This is a genomic window from Bounagaea algeriensis (genome assembly GCF_054491375.1).
Map to the genome: position 1 here is coordinate 3827071 of NZ_CM137102.1, position 15460 is coordinate 3842530.

Consider the following 15460-nt stretch of genomic DNA (forward strand, 5'->3'; position numbering starts at 1 on the left):
CGCTCGATTCAAGCAGCGGAGAAGCGGACACCACCGGCGGGCAGCTGCACGTCCGGCCACACCCGCACTCCGCCGAGGAGTTCGCATCCGGCACCGATGCTCGCACGGTCGGCGATGACCGCGTCGCGCACCACCGCACCGGCGCCGATCCGCGCGCCCGCGCCGATGATGCAGCGCTCGACGACCGCGTCGCGCGCCACGTGCGCCCCGTCGAACAGGGTGGAGGCCGACACGCGCGCACCGGGTTCGACGACGCTGTCCCGTCCCGCGGTGCTCCCGCCGTCGACCACGGAGCCGGCGTCGACCTCGGCGCCGGTGAGGGCGAGCACCTCGCCCGGCGGTTCGGGCAGTTCCGGCGAGGGCGCCACTCCGCGCACCAGGTCGGCACCGGCCCGCACGAACGCCTCCGGCGTGCCCATGTCGCGCCAGTAGGCGGAGTCGACGTGGCCGTGCAGGTGCGCGCCCGACTCCAGCAGCTGCGGGAACGTCTCGCGCTCCACCGAGACCCGGCGACCGACCGGGATCGTCTCGATCACCTCACGGCGGAACACGTAGCAGCCGGCGTTGACCTGGTCCACCGGCGGATCGGCGGTCTTCTCCAGGAACGCGGTCACGCGCCCGTCCGCGTCGGTCGGCACGCAGCCGAAATGGCTGGGGTCGGCCACGCGGACCAGGTGCAGCGTGGCGTCGGCCGCGGTTTCGCGGTGGCTGTGCAGCAGCTCCGGCAGGTCCACTCCGGACAGGACGTCGCCGTTGAACACGAGCACGTCCTCGTGCCGCAGCCGATCGGACACGTTGCGGATCGCACCTGCGGTGTCCAGCGGTTCGTCCTCGACGACGACCTCCAGGTCGAGGCCGAAGGCGGACCCGTCGCCGAAGTAGTCGGCGAACACGTCCGCCTGGTACGAGGTGCCGAGGATCACGTGCCCGATGCCCGCGTCCCGGATGCGGGCGAGCAGGTGGCGCAGGAACGGGACCCCGGCCAGCGGCAGCATCGGTTTCGGGGCGGACAGCGTCAGCGGTCGCAGGCGCATGCCCTGACCGCCCACGAGCACGACGGCGTCCGCTCCGGCCGCTGCCGGCGGACGTGCTCCCGATCCGGCCCGGCCGGCGGGTTCCTGCGCGTCGGCGGACATGTGCTCCACCTCTCCTTCGACCTGACGGGACGCGGCGTCGCTCCAGCACCGCGCGTGCCACGCCGCGCGCGGAGAAGATGCGCGCGGAAACCCGTTGGGGGGAATACTCTGACAGCCACGCCGTCATAATGAGCACAGGGCCCGCCTCCCCGCGGCGGGACGGCGACACGGAACCCGGCGCAGGACGGAGTGGGACCTGGTGAACCCGCGCAACCGAGCCGATGAAGCCCTCGCTCGTGCGCGAGCTCGGGACGGCGACGTGGTGACCCCGGACAACGCGACGTCACCGATGGACGCCGAGGCCACGGTCCGGCTGCAGCTGTACGAGGAGCCCGCCACGGCCCCGCGGCTGCCCACCCAGCCCGCCTCGGGGCAGCCGGACCCGTACGAGCAGCCGGACCCGTACGCGGTGCAACCGGATCCCGAGGCATCTCGGCAGGACCCGTACGCCGCGCCGGACTGGCCCGAGGATGCGGACGTCACCCGGCTGCCGCCGAACCCGTACGAGGCGCAGCGGGGCCCCGGCGAGTTCGGCCCGCTGGGGTCGAAGCAACGCCCGCCCCGGTGGTGACGAGCTCGCGGCGGGCCGCAGCACCGGGCCGCATCAGCGGCGTGCAGCGCGCGCTTGCACCTTGTTGCGCAGCCCCAGACCCGCGCGCAGCACCATCCGCAGGGGGGCGTGCACCGGCCCGCGGTAGCGGTCGGCCAGGTAGCGGTAGGCGCTGCGGTGGTGTTCGGCGAGCATCCGCGCGGAGGCCTGCGAGGTGGCGTGCCCGCCGATGTGCGTGATCTCCGCGCCGGGCACGTAGACGTTCAACCAGCCGGCGCGGCCGAGCCTGTCGCCGAGGTCGACGTCTTCGAAGTACATGAAGTACCGCGGGTCGAACCCGTCGACCGAGTCGAAGGCTTCGCGGCGCACGAGCTGGCACGAGCCGGACAGCCACTCGGCGGTGCGTTCGGCGCGTCCCGCGGCGACTTGGCGGTAGGCCCGGCTCCACGGGTTTCCCGGCCACACGCGCCCGAACACGGCGTGCCCGGCACCGCGACCGAGCGAGGGCAGCAGCCGCGCCGAGGGGTAGACGCTGCCGTCGGGTTCGCGGATGAGCGGACCGAACGCCCCGCCCCGGGGCCAGCGCTTGGCCGCGGTGAGCAGTTCGTCCAGCGAGCCGGGCGCCCATTCGAGATCGGCGTTGGCGAACACCACCCAGCCGAACTCCTCCCCGAGTTCGGCGATGCCGCAGTTGACGCCGCCGCCGTAGCCGAGGTTGGCGCCGGTGCGCACGAGCTGGACGTCCGGTCGCTGCGCCGCCTGCTCGGGAGCGCCGTCGGTGGACCCGTTGTCGGCGAGGATCACGCGCACCCGGCGTTCGGTGGCCCCGCGGTGTTCGGTGGCCCCGCGGTGTTCGGTGGCCCCGCGGTGTTCGGCGGACCCGCGGTGTTCGGCGGACCCGCGGTGTTCGGCGGACCCGCGGTGTTCGGTGGCCCCGCGCAGCGTGTCCAGCATGCGCGCGAGCGTCTCACCGGGCGAGTAGGTCACGACGACGACGGCGAGCTCCTCACCGTAGGTGCGCGGTCGGGATTCACGTGCGCTCACCCGCGACATTCTGCCGAACGCCGTCCGCCGAACGCCGTGCGGGCGCGGGCGCCCGGTCGCGTCCGCACGCGGTGCCGCGTTGACCGGCGTCCAGCACTGCCGGTGGACCGCTGCTCCACCGCCGAGGTCCCACCAGGGTAGCCGCGAACCTCCCCGTCCCGGCGCCTCGCGAGTTGGCTACTCCCCGCCCCGCAGGCCGGAGCTGCCATCGGAAGGAGGACTGGTGAAGGCGTCGCCGTCCTGGTGGAACGCCGCGGCCAGGGCCTCCCGCCAGTGCCGCAGCGGTGTCAGGCCGGCCTGCTGCCAGGCGTGCGGGGACAGCACCGAGTACGCCGGGCGGGGCGCCGGCCGGGGATGTTCGGCGCTGCTGCAGGGGTGCACGCGCTCGGGGTCCTCGCCGAGTTCGGCGAACACCGCCCGGGCGAACTCGTACCAGCTCACCCGGCCGGCGTTCGTGCAGTGCAGCACGTTCCGGCTGGGCGCCCGCCCACCGGCGATGCTCCCGGCCAGCTCGAGCAGCCCCGCGGCGAGGTCGGCGGCCCAGGTGGGCGAACCGATCTGGTCGTCGACGACGGCGACGGTGTCGCGTTCGGCGGCGAGCCCGCTCATGGTCTTGACGAAGTTCCCGCCGCGCGCGCCGTAGACCCACGCGGTGCGCACCACCCAGGCGCGGGCCCCGGAGCCCAGCACGGCGCGCTCGCCGGCGAGCTTGGTGCGGCCGTAGGCGGTGCGCGGGCCGGTCGCGTCGTCCGGTTCGTAGGGGTGGTCACCATCGCCGGAGAAGACGTAGTCGGTGGAGACGTGCACCATCGGCAGACCGCGTGCGCGGCAGCGCTCGGCGAGCAGTTCCGTGCCGCGCGAGTTGACGGCCCGGGCGCGTTCGGGTTCGGCCTCGGCCCTGTCGACGGCGGTGTCGGCGGCGGCGTTGATGACCACGGGGCGCAGTGCGGCGTCGCGGGCCGCTTCGGCGAACGCGTCGACCGCGTCGCTGACGGCTTCGGCGTCGGTCACGTCCAGTTCCGCGGAGCCCGGTGCGTGCACGAGGGAGTGCTGCAGCGGGCCGAGGACGCGGCGCAGTTCGCTGCCGAGCTGCCCGCGACCGCCCGGCACGAGCGCGGCGAGTCGTGCGGTCATGGCGTCTCCGCGAGCGCCGCGCGGCGTTTCAGCGGTTCCCACCACGCCCGGTTGTCGGCGTACCACTGGACCGTTTCGCGCAGCCCGGTGTCGAAGTCCACGCTCGGGGCGTAACCCAGCTCGCGGGCGATCTTGTCGTCGTCGACCGAGTACCGCCGGTCGTGGCCCTTGCGGTCGGGCACGTGGTGCACGTGCGACCAGTCCTTGCCGAACAGCTGCAACAGCCGTTCGGTCAGCTCGCGGTTGGTGAGTTCGGTGCCGCCACCGATGTTGTAGATCTCGCCGGGCCGGCCGGATTCGGCGACGCGCTGGATGGCGCGGCAGTGGTCGGCGACGTGCAGCCAGTCCCGCGTGTGCGCACCGTCGCCGTAGAGCGGGACGGCCGCCCCGTCGAGCAGGTTCGTGATGAACAGCGGCAGCATCTTCTCGGGGAACTGGTACGGCCCGTAGTTGTTCGAGCACCGGGTGATGCACACCGGCAGGTCGTGCGTGCGGTAGTAGGCCCGCGCGAGCAGGTCGGAGCTCGCTTTCGCCGCCGAGTACGGCGAGTTCGGCTCGAGCAGGTGGTCCTCGGCCCAGGACCCGGTTTCGACGGAGCCGTACACCTCGTCGGTGGAGACGTGCACGAACCTGGAGACCCCGGCTTCGGCGGCGCTGTCCAGCAGCGTGTTGGTGCCGAGGACGTTGGTGCGCACGAACGCGTCGGAACCCGCGATGGAGCGGTCCACGTGGCTCTCCGCGGCGAAGTGCACCACGACGTCCACGTTGCGCATGATGTCGTCCACGAGCGGCCGGTCGCAGATGTCGCCGGTGCGGAATTCGAAGTGCGAATGCCCGGAAACCGCGCGCAGGTTCTGCTCGTTGCCGGCGTAGGTGAGTTTGTCCAGAACGACGACGTCGGCCCCGGCGAATGCCGGGTAGGAAGCGTTCAGCAGTCCGCGCACGTAGTGTGATCCGATGAAACCCGCTCCGCCCGTCACCAGAATGCGCATGACACCTCACAAGATTCGTGCGGCCGGGGGTTCGGCGTGCCGCGAGCACGGGCAGTGTGCCACGGAGGCGGACCGCGCCCGCAGGCCGCCTCCTGTCGACACATGACACCGGTTTTCATCAGTATGAGTGACGTCACGACCCCTCGGGGAGGGCGGCGAGAGGGGAGCGAGCACCGCTAGCCTGCACCCGACCAGGATACGAATCACACCTGAAAGTTGTAACGCTTTCAGGCTTTTTCCCGATTTGCTGGCGTCCAGGCCAAGGAGGATGCGTGCAGGACGGGCCTCGGCGACCAGGCGATCCCCACGGGCAAGCCGGGCCGCACGGACAGGGCAATCCGCAGCGCCCGCCGGGGCGCTCAGCCCGTCCCGCAGGCGAGCAGCGCGGCAACGCGGCCCCGCGCGGCGGGAATGCTCCGCCCCCGGCGGGTGGCCGTCCCGCCGGCCGCCCGCAGAACAGGCCGGCCGGGCAGCGCGGCGGCGAGCACCCCCCTCCCCCCGCTGGCAAGCAACCCGGTGCCAAGCAACCCGGTGCCAAGCAGCCCGGCGGCAAGCAACCACGACCACCCCGGCAGCGCCCGCCGCAGGAAGGCCCGCCGCGCGAACGGCGGCCGGACGCCGCGCGCTCCGAAGAGCCCGGGCGCCGCCGGCAGGCCGCGCACGGCGGCGCCCCGCCGGAGGACACGTGGCAGCGCTCCCGCCGTTCCGGGAAGGGCCGCCGGCAGTGGCGCTACGCGGGCCGCACGATCGCCGCGGTGATGTCCATCGTGATCCTGACCACCACCGGGTTCGCCTGGGCGCACTTCCGCAGCTTCACGGGCAGCACCACGGGCGGGAACGTGCTCGGGGCGGGCTTCAACTCCCCCGACGGCTCCACCGACATCCTGCTGACCGGCAACGACTCGCGCACGGACTCGGAGGGCAACCCGCTTCCCCCGGAAGTCCTGGAGAAACTGCGCACCACCGACGACGAGGGTGGTGACCTGATGGACACCATCATGCTCGTGCGGATCCCGAACAACGGCGAGCGCGCCGTGGTCATGAGCTTCCCCCGCGACACCCTCATCGACCAGGGGCAGTTCGGCGAGGACAAGATCAACTCGACGCTGGCCAACGCCAAGGCCGCCAAGGCCGACGAGCTCCGGCAGCAGGGCGTGACCGACCCGAAGCGGATCGAGCGCGAATCCACGCTGGCCGGGCAGCGGTTCCTGGTCAAGACGATCAGCGAACTGACCGGCGTGTCCATCGACAACTACGCCGAGGTGAACCTGTTCGGGTTCTACGAGGTCACCAAGGCCGTCGGCGGTGTCCAGGTGTGCCTGAACAACCCCGTCGACGACCCCTACTCGGGAGCGCACTTCCAAGCCGGGCGCCAGAAGATCCAGGGCTCGGACGCGCTGGCGTTCGTCCGGCAGCGCCACGGGCTGACCAACGAGCTCGACCGGGGCGTGCGCCAGCAGGTGTTCATGTCGTCGCTGGCGAACAAGATCCTCTCCAGCGGCACCCTGGCGAACCCGGCCAAGCTGTCGAAGCTGATCGACGCCGTGCAGAAGTCGGTCGTCCTGGACGACCAGCTCGCTTCGGACGTGCTCGGCTTCGCCCAGAAGCTGAGGGGCATCGATCCGAACAAGATCGAGTTCCACACGGCCCCGGTGAGGATGGTCGGCGAATCGGGCTCGGAGGACGTCGAGATCAACCCGTCCGAGATGCAGCAGTTCGCCAAGGACATGATGCTGCCGCCGGAGCAGCGCGAGCAGCAGCGGGCCGAGCGCGAGCAGCAGCAGCAAGCCAACGCCGACGTCGAAGTCAGCGTGTACAACGCCGCCGGCATCGACGGCCTGGCCGGCGACGTCAGCAACACGCTCGAGCAGGCCGGCTACACCGTCAACGGCACCACGAATTCCGAATCCATGGACTCCTCGGTCATCTACGTCGCCCCCGGCGAGGAGCAGACGGGCCAGCGGATGTCCGAGCAGCTCGGCGGCATCGACGTGCAGGTCAGCGAGAACCTCTCCCCCGGCAGCACCGAGGTCTACCTGGCCTCGGACTACTCCGGCCCGGGGGCCAGCGGCATCGGCGACGCGGGCACCGTGCAGCTCGACGGGCAGCAGGACGGTCCGGCTGCGCAGCAGGGCGGTCCGGCTGGGCAGCAGCCGATGACGAACGAGTCGGACAGCCCGGGGCAGAAGATCGACGCGGGCAACATCCCCTGCGTGGACTGACCGCCACGTTCGACCGGCCACCGGAACCCGCGGTGCACCGCGCCACCCGGTGCGGTGCACCGCCCCGCAACACCCCGCGGAGGCGGCCCCTAACCTGGGGCGCATGGCCACGCTCACCGACACCCTGCTGCAACCGCTCGTGCGCGCGAGCTCACCGAAGCCGCTGATCACCTTCTACGACGACGCCAGCGGAGCGCGGGTGGAGCTGTCCCGCGCGACCACGGCGAACTGGGCCGCGAAAACGGCGAACTGGCTGGTCGACGAGTGGGACGTCGAGCCGGGAGCCCCGGTGGCCGTGGACCTGCCCGCGCACTGGCAGACGGTCGGCGTGTTCCTCGGCGCCTGGTGGTGCGGGGCGCACATCGTGCCGGAGGCGCAGGAGGCGGACGTGGCGTTCGTGCCCGCCGATGCGGTGCAGCGCGGCGTCGGCGCGCGCACGATCGCGGCCGTCGGGCTGGACGCGCTCGGCGCACCGTTGCAGGACCTGCGCGCGGACGCGGTGGACTACATCGGCGACATCCGCGCGCACGGCGACGAGTTCCTACCGCTGGCGCCCGTCGGTGAGGACGCCCCGGCGCTGGCCGGGCGCACGGTGGCGCAGGTGCTCGCCGAGGCGCGGGAAGAGGCCGCAGCGCGCGGCCTGGGCGCCACCGACCGGGTTCTGTCCACACGCGACTGGTCGGTGCCGGGCGGAGTGCTCGGCGGGCTGCTGTCCGTGCTGGCCACCGGCGGCGCGTCCCTGGTGCAGTGCGCGCACTCCGAGCAGCTCGACTCCGAGCAGTGGCAGCGCCGCCGGGACAACGAGAAGATCACCGCCGTGCTGGACTGAGCCGCCTACCGCCGTGCGGCCGAGGCCGCGCGGCGGTATCCAACCGCACCCCACCTGACCAGGGGTGCGTACATTTCGCGAAATGTGCACACCGGCTGGGCGTGCGGCTGAAGGGTTCGGGCCTACTGCTCGGCGGCGCGTTCGCGCAGCGCGGCGTCCTTGTGCAGCACCGAGTCGCCGAGCTCGGACTGGAACCGCGCCATCGCTTCGCGCAGCCGGCCACCGCGCTCGCCCGCGTCTGCGGCGAGCACGCGCACCGCGAGCAGCCCCGCGTTGCGCGCGCCGCCGACCGAAACGGTGGCCACGGGAACACCGGCGGGCATCTGCACGATCGACAGCAGCGAATCCATGCCGTCCAGGTACTTCAGCGGCACGGGGACGCCGATCACCGGCAGCGCGGTGGCCGCCGCGACCATGCCCGGCAGGTGGGCCGCACCCCCCGCTCCCGCGATGAGCACGCGGAGCCCGCGGTCGGCAGCGCCCTGCGCGTACTCCAGCATCCGCTGCGGCGTGCGGTGCGCCGAGTAGACACCGACCTCGTAGTCCACGTCGAACTCGCGCAGCGCCGCACCCGCCTCGGACATGACCGACCAGTCCGAGTCACTGCCCATGATCACGCCGACCTGGGGGTCCTCCACCACGTTCCGCTCCCGTCGATCGTCCGCTCCCGCGCGCTCCGCGCGGTCGACGCCCAATTCTCCGCGCCCGCTCAGTGGCTGCTGAACCCGTCGGGCCACTCCGCCCGCGACAGCCAGTGCGCCGCGAGATCCGCTTCGTGCCGCACCGCATCCGGCTGCGACCCCAGCAGGGTCACGTGCCCGATCTTGCGGCCGGGGCGCTCGGCCTTGCCGTAGAAGTGCACCTTCGCGTGCGGGAACCGCGCGAACAGGTGGTGCAGCCGCTCGTCGAGCTTCGTGCTCGGCGTCTCCGGCGCCCCCAGCACGTTGCCCATCACCACGACCGGCGCCGTCAGCTCGGTGCTGCCCAGGGGGTAGTCCAGCACGGCGCGCAGGTGCTGCTCGAACTGCGAGGTGCGGGCTCCCTCGATGGTCCAGTGCCCCGAGTTGTGCGGGCGCATCGCCAGCTCGTTGACGACGAGCCCGTCATCGGTGACGAACAGCTCGACCGCGAGCAACCCGGTGACGCCGAGCTCTTCGGCGATGCGCAGCGCCAGGTTCTGGGCCTCGTTGCCGAGTTCCGCGGACACGTCCGGCGCAGGTGCGACGACCTGCACGCAGATGCCGTCGCGCTGCACGGTTTCCACCAGCGGCCACGCCGCGCCCTGCCCGAACGGCGAACGCGCCACCACGGCCGCCACTTCCCGGCGCAGCGCCACGCGCTGCTCGGCCAGCAGCGGCAGGCCCTCTCCCAGCAGTTCCTCGGCCGTGCGGCGCGCCTCGTCGGCGTCGTCGAGCACCCACACGCCGCGGCCGTCGTAGCCGCCGCGGGCGGCCTTGAGCACGCACGGCCAACCGTGCTCCTGGCCGAACTCGACGAGCTGCTCGGCCTCGGTGATCTCCGCGAACGGCGGCACCGGTGCGCCCATGGCCGCCAGCCGGCGGCGCATCACCAGCTTGTCCTGCGCGTGCTCCAAGGCCTCCGGGCCGGGGTGCACCGCGTGGCCGTCGGCGATGAGCGCGCGCAGGTGCTCGCCGGGGACGTGCTCGTGGTCGAACGTGACGACGTCGCACTCGGCGGCGAAGGCGCGCAGCGCCTCGAGATCGGTGTGCGTGCCGATGCGCACGTCCGAGGCCACCAAGGCGGCCGACTCCTCCGGCGACGCGGCCAGCAGGCGCAGCGACTGGCCGAGCGGGATCGCCGCCTGGTGGGTCATGCGGGCCAACTGGCCGCCACCGATCATGCCGACAACGGGGGTTCCGGTGCGCTGGTCCACGCCGCCCAGCCTAAGCGGGTGCGCACCGCCGTTCGGAACGGGGAGCGCACATCGCGAGATGCCGCACGCCGTACCGTGTTCGCCCGGACGCACCCGCCGGCGCGCGCCCGGTTCGGCGGCCGGGATGGTGCGCGCAGCGCACTGTCGATCACAATGTGAACCGAGAGCGCGCCGGAGGGCGCGGGAAGTCCCGGCGGGGACCGGGTGGCCCGGGGGCTCCGCCCGCGGGCGGAGCGAGCGGCGAGAGAGGTGCGGTGTGGCGAGCCTCCCGACGAAGGTGCAGGACCGCAGCGACGCGGCGTTGATCGAGGACGTTCGCGGCGGTTCGACCCAGGCGTACGCGCAGCTGTACCAGCGCCACGTCGAAGCCGCGTACAACATGGCCCGGACCGTGGCGCGCGGCTCCGCCGATGCCGAGGACCTCGTCGCCGAAGCCTTCGCGCGCGTGCTCGACGTGCTGCGCTCCGGCCGGGGCCCGACCGACGCGTTCCGCGCCTACCTGCTGACCACCATCCGGCACACCGCCTACGACCGGACGCGCAAGTCCCGGGAGCAGCCTGCCGCGGACGTCGGGGAGGTGCCCGGCGCGGACATCAGCGTGCCGTTCACCGACACCGCGGTGGCCGGGTTGGAGCGCACGCTCATCACCCGGGCGTTCCAGCGGTTACCGGAGCGCTGGCAGGCGGTGCTGTGGCACGTCGTCATCGAGCAGCAGACGCCCGCCGACGTGGCCGCGCAGTTCGGGCTCAGCCCGAACGGCGTGTCCGCCCTGGTCTACCGCGCCCGCGAAGGGCTGCGGCAGGAGTACCTGCAGGTCCACCTCGGTCAACTGGACACCGAGGGGGCTCCGGTGCGCTGCCGGTCCACCGCCAAACGCCTCGGGGCCTGGGCGCGCGGCAAGCTCGCCCGCCGCGAGACCGCCCAGGTGGAGGCCCACCTCGACGAGTGCGACCGCTGCCACGCGCGGGCCGGCGAGCTCGTCGCGATCAACGACACGCTGCGCGGGACCGTGCCGGCGGCGCTGCTCGGCCTCGCCGCCACGACCGGCTACCTGTCGTGGGCGGCCGGCGCCACCGCGGGCGGCACCACCGCGGGTGCCGCCGCCGGCGCGGGAGCGGCCGGCGGGGCCGGCGCCGCCGGTGAAGCGCTGACCTCCGGGCCGCGGCAGACGGCCACGGCTGCGCTCTCCGCCGGCGGATTCCTCGCCGCGATCGGCTTGGCGCTGAGCGCGGGTAGCGGTGAGCCGCCCCAGCCCGCGGCCGCTCCGCCGCCGCAGCCGCCGGTGCAGCGGCCGCAGGAGCCCGAACCACCGGCTCCTCCAGCGCCCGAGCCGCAGAACCCGCCTGCACCGCAGCCCCCGGCCGAAGAGCCTCCTCCGCCCGCGCCGGAACCTCCTGCACCGCAGCCGGTTCCGCCCCCTCCGGAGGAGGACCTGGCGGCCACCGGTCCGGCCGAACCGGTGCGGCTCGTCGCGGGCGGCGATCCGGCCGACCTGCCCGTCACCGTGCGCAACGACGGCGACGCCACGTCGGAACCGGTCACCGTGACCCTCGACCTGCCGGACGGCGTGTCGGCTGCGCTGCCCGAAGCGCAGCCCCAGGGCACGGCCACGCCCGCCGACAGCGACCCCGCATCGGCGCAACCCGCCGCGGTACAACCCGCGTCAGCGCAACCCGCCGCGGTACAACCCGCGTCGGCGCAACCCGCCGCGGTGCAGCCCGCGTCGGTACGGCCCGCCGCGAGCGCGCCGGCAGCGGCGCGGTCCGCCACCGCACCGGCGAGCACTTCCCCGGCTGCGGTGCGCACCGCAGCCGCGCAGGCCCCCGGGCCGAACGTGTCCTGCGCGGAAACCGACTCGCAGCTGCGGTGCTCGACCTCGCGCGGCCTCGAACCCGGCGAGTCGATCCGCTTCGACTTCCGCGTCCGAGCTGCGGAGGAGGCCACCGGCGGGCAGCTCCACGCGCGCATCGGATCCGGTGGCGAGGTGGACGTCACCCTGCCGACCGTGCCCGTCGTGGTCGCGCCGGATCCGCCGCGCGACGGCGTCGAGGCGCACGTCACCGCCTGGGACGGCGTCCCCTGGCTGCACAGCAGCCGGGTGGTCCTGCGGGTGCACAACACCGGCCGGAGCACCGACCGCGCCGAGGTGCTGCTGCGGCTGCCGGAGAGGGTCGAGCTCGCGGGCTGGTCGGCGCGCTGCGACCGCATCGCCGAGCACCGCCTGCGCTGCGCGGAGGAGCTCGCCCCGGGCGAGGTGTTCCGCGGTCACGCCTGGCTGCACACCGAACCGGACCTGGCGCAGCGGCCGTCGGCGGAGCCGGCGTCGTGGCCGCACGAACAGGTCCCGTTCGGCCGGGACGTGACGGTGCACGCGCAGGCGCACCTCGGCACGGCCGCGGACCGGGACACGGCCACGTTGCACGCGTGGTCGCCGTGGCCTCCGATGCCGCCGCGCCCGCCGGAGCCGACACCTCCGCCGGAGACGCCGTCACCGAGCCCCTCGGTGAGCACTCCCGTGCCGACGACTCCGGACCAGCCGACATCTCCCGGGCAGCCGACGTCTCCCGGGCAGCCGACGCCGTCGGTGCCGACCCCCACTGCGCCACCCGCTCCGAGCACGCCGAGCCCGGGCACGCCGACGCCCAGCGCACCCGCTTCGGGCACACCGACTCGTCCTGCGGAACCGTCACCGCCGTCGCAGCAACGGCCGCCGGCTCCATCGAGCACCCCGCCGTCCACTGGGCCGTCCACCCCGCCGTCCACTGGGCCGTCCGCTCCGTCGTCCGCTGGGCCTCCGCCGACAACGCCTCCCCCGGACGGCGACGCGGAGGCAACGTCGGCGCCGTCCCCCTCGCAGACGCCGCCCCCCTCGCAGACGCCGTCCCCCTCGCAGGCGCCGACCTCGAAACCTCCGGAGGGCACGAGCAGCGAAACCAATCCCCCGCACGGACAGTGACGGAGAGGCCATGGTGCCCCCCACTACGGGCAAGGACGCCGGTTCGCTGGTCGGCCCCTAGACTCGGGACGTGTCCACCGTGGAGTTGACGTCGGGACGGCTCCCCCGCCGCGTGCGTGACCTGGCGATCCGGCACCGCGAGTTCCTCAAGTTCGGCACCGTCGGCGCGGCCACGTTCGTGCTCGACACCGCGCTGTTCTACCTGCTGAAACTCGCGGTGCTGGTCGAGCAACCCGTGACCGCGAAGGTCATCGCGGTGACGGTCGCGACGTTCGCTTCCTACCTGCTCAACCGGGAGTGGTCGTTCCGCACGCGCGGCGGGCGCCGCACTCCGCACGAAGCGCTGCTGTACTTCGTGGTCAGCGGTCTCGCCGTCGGGATGTACTCGGCTCCGCTGTGGATCTCACGGCACCTGCTGCACCTGCACACGCCGTACACCACGAGGCTCGTCGAAGAACTCGCCGATTTCACGTCGGGGCAGATCATCGGCATCCTGCTCGGCATGCTGTTCCGCTGGTGGGCGTTCCGCCGCTGGGTCTTCCCCCGCAGCACCGCCACGACGCACCGCGACCTGGCGCTGGCCGATACGAAACGCTGAGTCAGCGGGGAGTGGAGCCGTCCGCGTTCCACGGCACGCCGAGCACATCATCGGCCCTGGCCAGCGGCAGGAAGATGTTGAAAACGGCCGGGCGCGACTGGCTCAGCTCCATCCGCCCCCCATCGGCTTCCACCAGTGCCCGCGCCAACGCCAGCCCCACACCCGTGGAGCCCGCTCCCGAAAAGCCGCGCTCGAACACGTGGGAGACCAGCTCGTCGGGCACGCCCGGTCCGCTGTCGCTGACCTCGATCACCACGGTCCCGCTGCCCTGCTTGCCGGTGAGCACCACGGGCCCCCTGCCGTGGTGCCGCGCGTTGTCCAGCAGCACCCCGATGGCCTCGCGGAGCCGTTCCGGCGTGGCCCGGGCGAGCAGCCCGTCCGAAACCCGCAGGCGAAGCGAGCGGTTCTCCGCGTGCAACGGCTCGCGCCACTCCGCGGCGACCTCGTCCAGCAGCGCCGAAACGTCCAGCGGCTCCGCCTCCCGCGCCCGCGCTTCCGTGGCCGCGGCCAGCAGGTCGTCCAGCACCGCGGAGAGCCGTTCCGCCTGCTCCAGCGCCGCCTGCGCCTCCTCGGAGACCTCCTCGTCCTCCATCGTGCTCAACGCCTCGAGCCGCAGCTGCAACGCGGTCAACCGGCTGCGCAGCTGGTGCGACACATCCCCGACGAGCTCCCGCTCCCGCTGCACGAGCTGCGACAACGCCGCACCCGAAGCGTCCAGGGCGTCGGCGACTCGGTCGAGTTCAGGCACCTGGTGCCTGGTGGGATCGGCGCGGAAGTCCCCCGCCCCGAGACGTGCGGCGCGCGCCGCGACATGGCTGAGCGGGTCGGCCAACCGCCGCGCGGTGACCGTGGCCACGATCATCCCGGTGGCCGCGGAGAACACCACGAGCAACAGCAGCAGCCCGGCGACCTGCAACTGCTGCATGCGCACGGGTTGGCTCGGCGCGGCGATCGTGACGGTGCCGCTCTGCACCATCGGCACGCTCTCCACGAGCGGGTTCTCCCCCGGATCGGGCCCGTAGGTGTAGTCGTGCTGCTGCGTGCGCACGACGAGGCGGGCTCCGTCCGGTACCGCCAAGCGCGCCGTGTCCAGGTTGATGGGGCGGTGCGCGGCGATCTGCTCGTCCAGCAGCGTCGCGATCTGCTGGGCGCGGGTGGCCAGGCCGGCACTGGTGATGTCCTGCACGAGCTTCAACGCGCTGAACCCGAGCGGCAGGCCCAGCACGATGGCGGTCACGGCGACCGCCAGCAGCGTGGCGCGGAGGATGCGGCGGCGCATGGCTCAGTCTGTGTTGAAGCGGAATCCGACACCGCGCACGGTGGCGATGTGCGTTTCGTCCATGCGTCCGTTGCCGTCGCCGAGCTTGCGACGCAGCCAGGAGATGTGCATGTCGAGCGTCTTGCTCCCCTTGCGGTCCGATTCGGGCCAGACCTGTTCCAGGATCTCCTCCCTGCTGACCACCTGCCCGGCGCGCTGCATCAGCACCCGCAGCAGCTCGAACTCCTTGTTGGCCAACTGCACCTCCTGCTGCTCCACGAGGACGCGCCGGGCGGTGAGGTCGAGCCGCACGCCGCACGCCTCGAGCGTGTCCGGGGCTCCCCTGCGCAGCAGCGCGCGAATGCGCGCCATGAGTTCGGCGAGTCGGAACGGCTTGGCCACGTAGTCATCGGCGCCCGCGTCGAGGCCGACGACGAAGTCCACCTCGTCGGTGCGCGCGGTGAGCATCAGCACGGGCAGGCCGCGTCCCTGGGCTCGTAAACGCCTGCACACCTCGAGACCGTCCATGTCCGGCAGGCCCAGGTCGAGCACGAGGAGGTCGACGCCTCCCGCGGAAGCTGTTTCGAGCGTTCCGGGACCGTCCTCCAGCACCTGCACCGAGTAGCCCTCGCGTTGCAGGGCGCGCGACAGTGGCTCGGCGATCGCCGGGTCGTCTTCCGCCAGTAGGACCACACTCACGATTCCAGCCTAGAGGCCGCTGCGGATCGCGTCGGTGGTGCTGTGACCACGCGGCGTTGCGCAGCGCGTTCTTCCTCTCGCCATGAACGGTTCGAGCGGAATTTCCCCGGCGGATCGCGCACTTCACGTGTTCCTGCGAACACGTATC

The 15460-nt window shown here is 72.9% G+C and carries 13 protein-coding genes; 5 read left to right on the forward strand and 8 right to left on the reverse strand.

Annotation, left to right across the window (positions count from 1 at the left end; all coding sequences use genetic code 11):
* Positions 1-8: 8 nt before the first annotated feature.
* A complete protein-coding gene (gene manB / locus ACVGV2_RS17370) occupies positions 9-1136 on the reverse strand; it encodes a mannose-1-phosphate guanylyltransferase (RefSeq protein ID WP_459163413.1) in 1128 nt (375 codons plus the stop codon).
* A 199-nt stretch (positions 1137-1335) separates the two neighbouring features.
* Here manB and ACVGV2_RS17375 point away from each other — a divergent pair, with 199 nt between their 5' ends.
* Complete coding sequence (locus tag ACVGV2_RS17375) at positions 1336-1707, forward strand: hypothetical protein (RefSeq protein WP_459163414.1); 372 nt, start codon at positions 1336-1338, stop codon at positions 1705-1707.
* Positions 1708-1740: 33 nt separating this feature from the next.
* On the opposite strand, the gene ACVGV2_RS17380 is transcribed toward ACVGV2_RS17375, so the two are convergent.
* The 3 genes from ACVGV2_RS17380 to rfbB form a co-directional block, all read right to left on the reverse strand.
* Positions 1741-2739, reverse strand: a complete 999-nt coding sequence (locus ACVGV2_RS17380; RefSeq protein ID WP_459163415.1) for a glycosyltransferase family 2 protein — start codon at positions 2737-2739, stop codon at positions 1741-1743.
* A gap of 168 nt (positions 2740-2907) precedes the next feature.
* Complete coding sequence (rfbD, locus tag ACVGV2_RS17385) at positions 2908-3864, reverse strand: dTDP-4-dehydrorhamnose reductase (RefSeq protein ID WP_459163416.1); 957 nt, start codon at positions 3862-3864, stop codon at positions 2908-2910.
* Positions 3861-4856, reverse strand: coding sequence for a dTDP-glucose 4,6-dehydratase (gene rfbB / locus ACVGV2_RS17390; RefSeq protein WP_459163417.1), 996 nt, complete (start codon positions 4854-4856; stop codon positions 3861-3863). Before rfbB ends, rfbD begins: the two co-directional genes overlap by 4 nt.
* A 272-nt stretch (positions 4857-5128) precedes the next feature.
* Here rfbB and ACVGV2_RS17395 point away from each other — a divergent pair, with 272 nt between their 5' ends.
* Positions 5129-7078 carry an LCP family protein gene (locus ACVGV2_RS17395; protein ID WP_459163418.1) on the forward strand — a complete coding sequence of 650 codons (1950 nt, stop codon included), beginning with the start codon at positions 5129-5131 and terminating at the stop codon, positions 7076-7078.
* Between the two features lie 103 nt (positions 7079-7181).
* On the forward strand, positions 7182-7907 hold the full coding sequence (locus ACVGV2_RS17400) for a TIGR03089 family protein (protein WP_459163419.1): 726 nt from the start codon (positions 7182-7184) through the stop codon (positions 7905-7907).
* A 122-nt stretch (positions 7908-8029) separates the two neighbouring features.
* Here ACVGV2_RS17400 and purE read toward each other — a convergent pair whose 3' ends face one another.
* A complete protein-coding gene (gene purE / locus ACVGV2_RS17405; RefSeq protein WP_459166039.1) occupies positions 8030-8545 on the reverse strand; it encodes a 5-(carboxyamino)imidazole ribonucleotide mutase in 516 nt (171 codons plus the stop codon).
* Positions 8546-8616: 71 nt separating this feature from the next.
* Positions 8617-9801 (reverse strand): 5-(carboxyamino)imidazole ribonucleotide synthase, encoded by a 1185-nt coding sequence (locus tag ACVGV2_RS17410; protein ID WP_459163420.1) that lies wholly within the window; start codon positions 9799-9801, stop codon positions 8617-8619.
* Between the two features lie 256 nt (positions 9802-10057).
* Here ACVGV2_RS17410 and ACVGV2_RS17415 point away from each other — a divergent pair, with 256 nt between their 5' ends.
* Together ACVGV2_RS17415 and ACVGV2_RS17420 are read left to right on the forward strand one after the other, a co-directional pair.
* Positions 10058-12757, forward strand: a complete 2700-nt coding sequence (locus tag ACVGV2_RS17415) for a sigma-70 family RNA polymerase sigma factor (protein ID WP_459163421.1) — start codon at positions 10058-10060, stop codon at positions 12755-12757.
* 70 nt (positions 12758-12827) lie between these two features.
* On the forward strand, positions 12828-13355 hold the full coding sequence (locus ACVGV2_RS17420; protein WP_459163422.1) for a GtrA family protein: 528 nt from the start codon (positions 12828-12830) through the stop codon (positions 13353-13355).
* Position 13356: 1 nt separating this feature from the next.
* On the opposite strand, the gene ACVGV2_RS17425 is transcribed toward ACVGV2_RS17420, so the two are convergent.
* Together ACVGV2_RS17425 and ACVGV2_RS17430 are read right to left on the reverse strand one after the other, a co-directional pair.
* Positions 13357-14634, reverse strand: a complete 1278-nt coding sequence (locus ACVGV2_RS17425) for an ATP-binding protein (RefSeq protein ID WP_459163423.1) — start codon at positions 14632-14634, stop codon at positions 13357-13359.
* 3 nt (positions 14635-14637) lie between these two features.
* Complete coding sequence (locus tag ACVGV2_RS17430) at positions 14638-15312, reverse strand: response regulator transcription factor (protein WP_459163424.1); 675 nt, start codon at positions 15310-15312, stop codon at positions 14638-14640.
* Between the last annotated feature and the right edge of the window lie 148 nt (positions 15313-15460).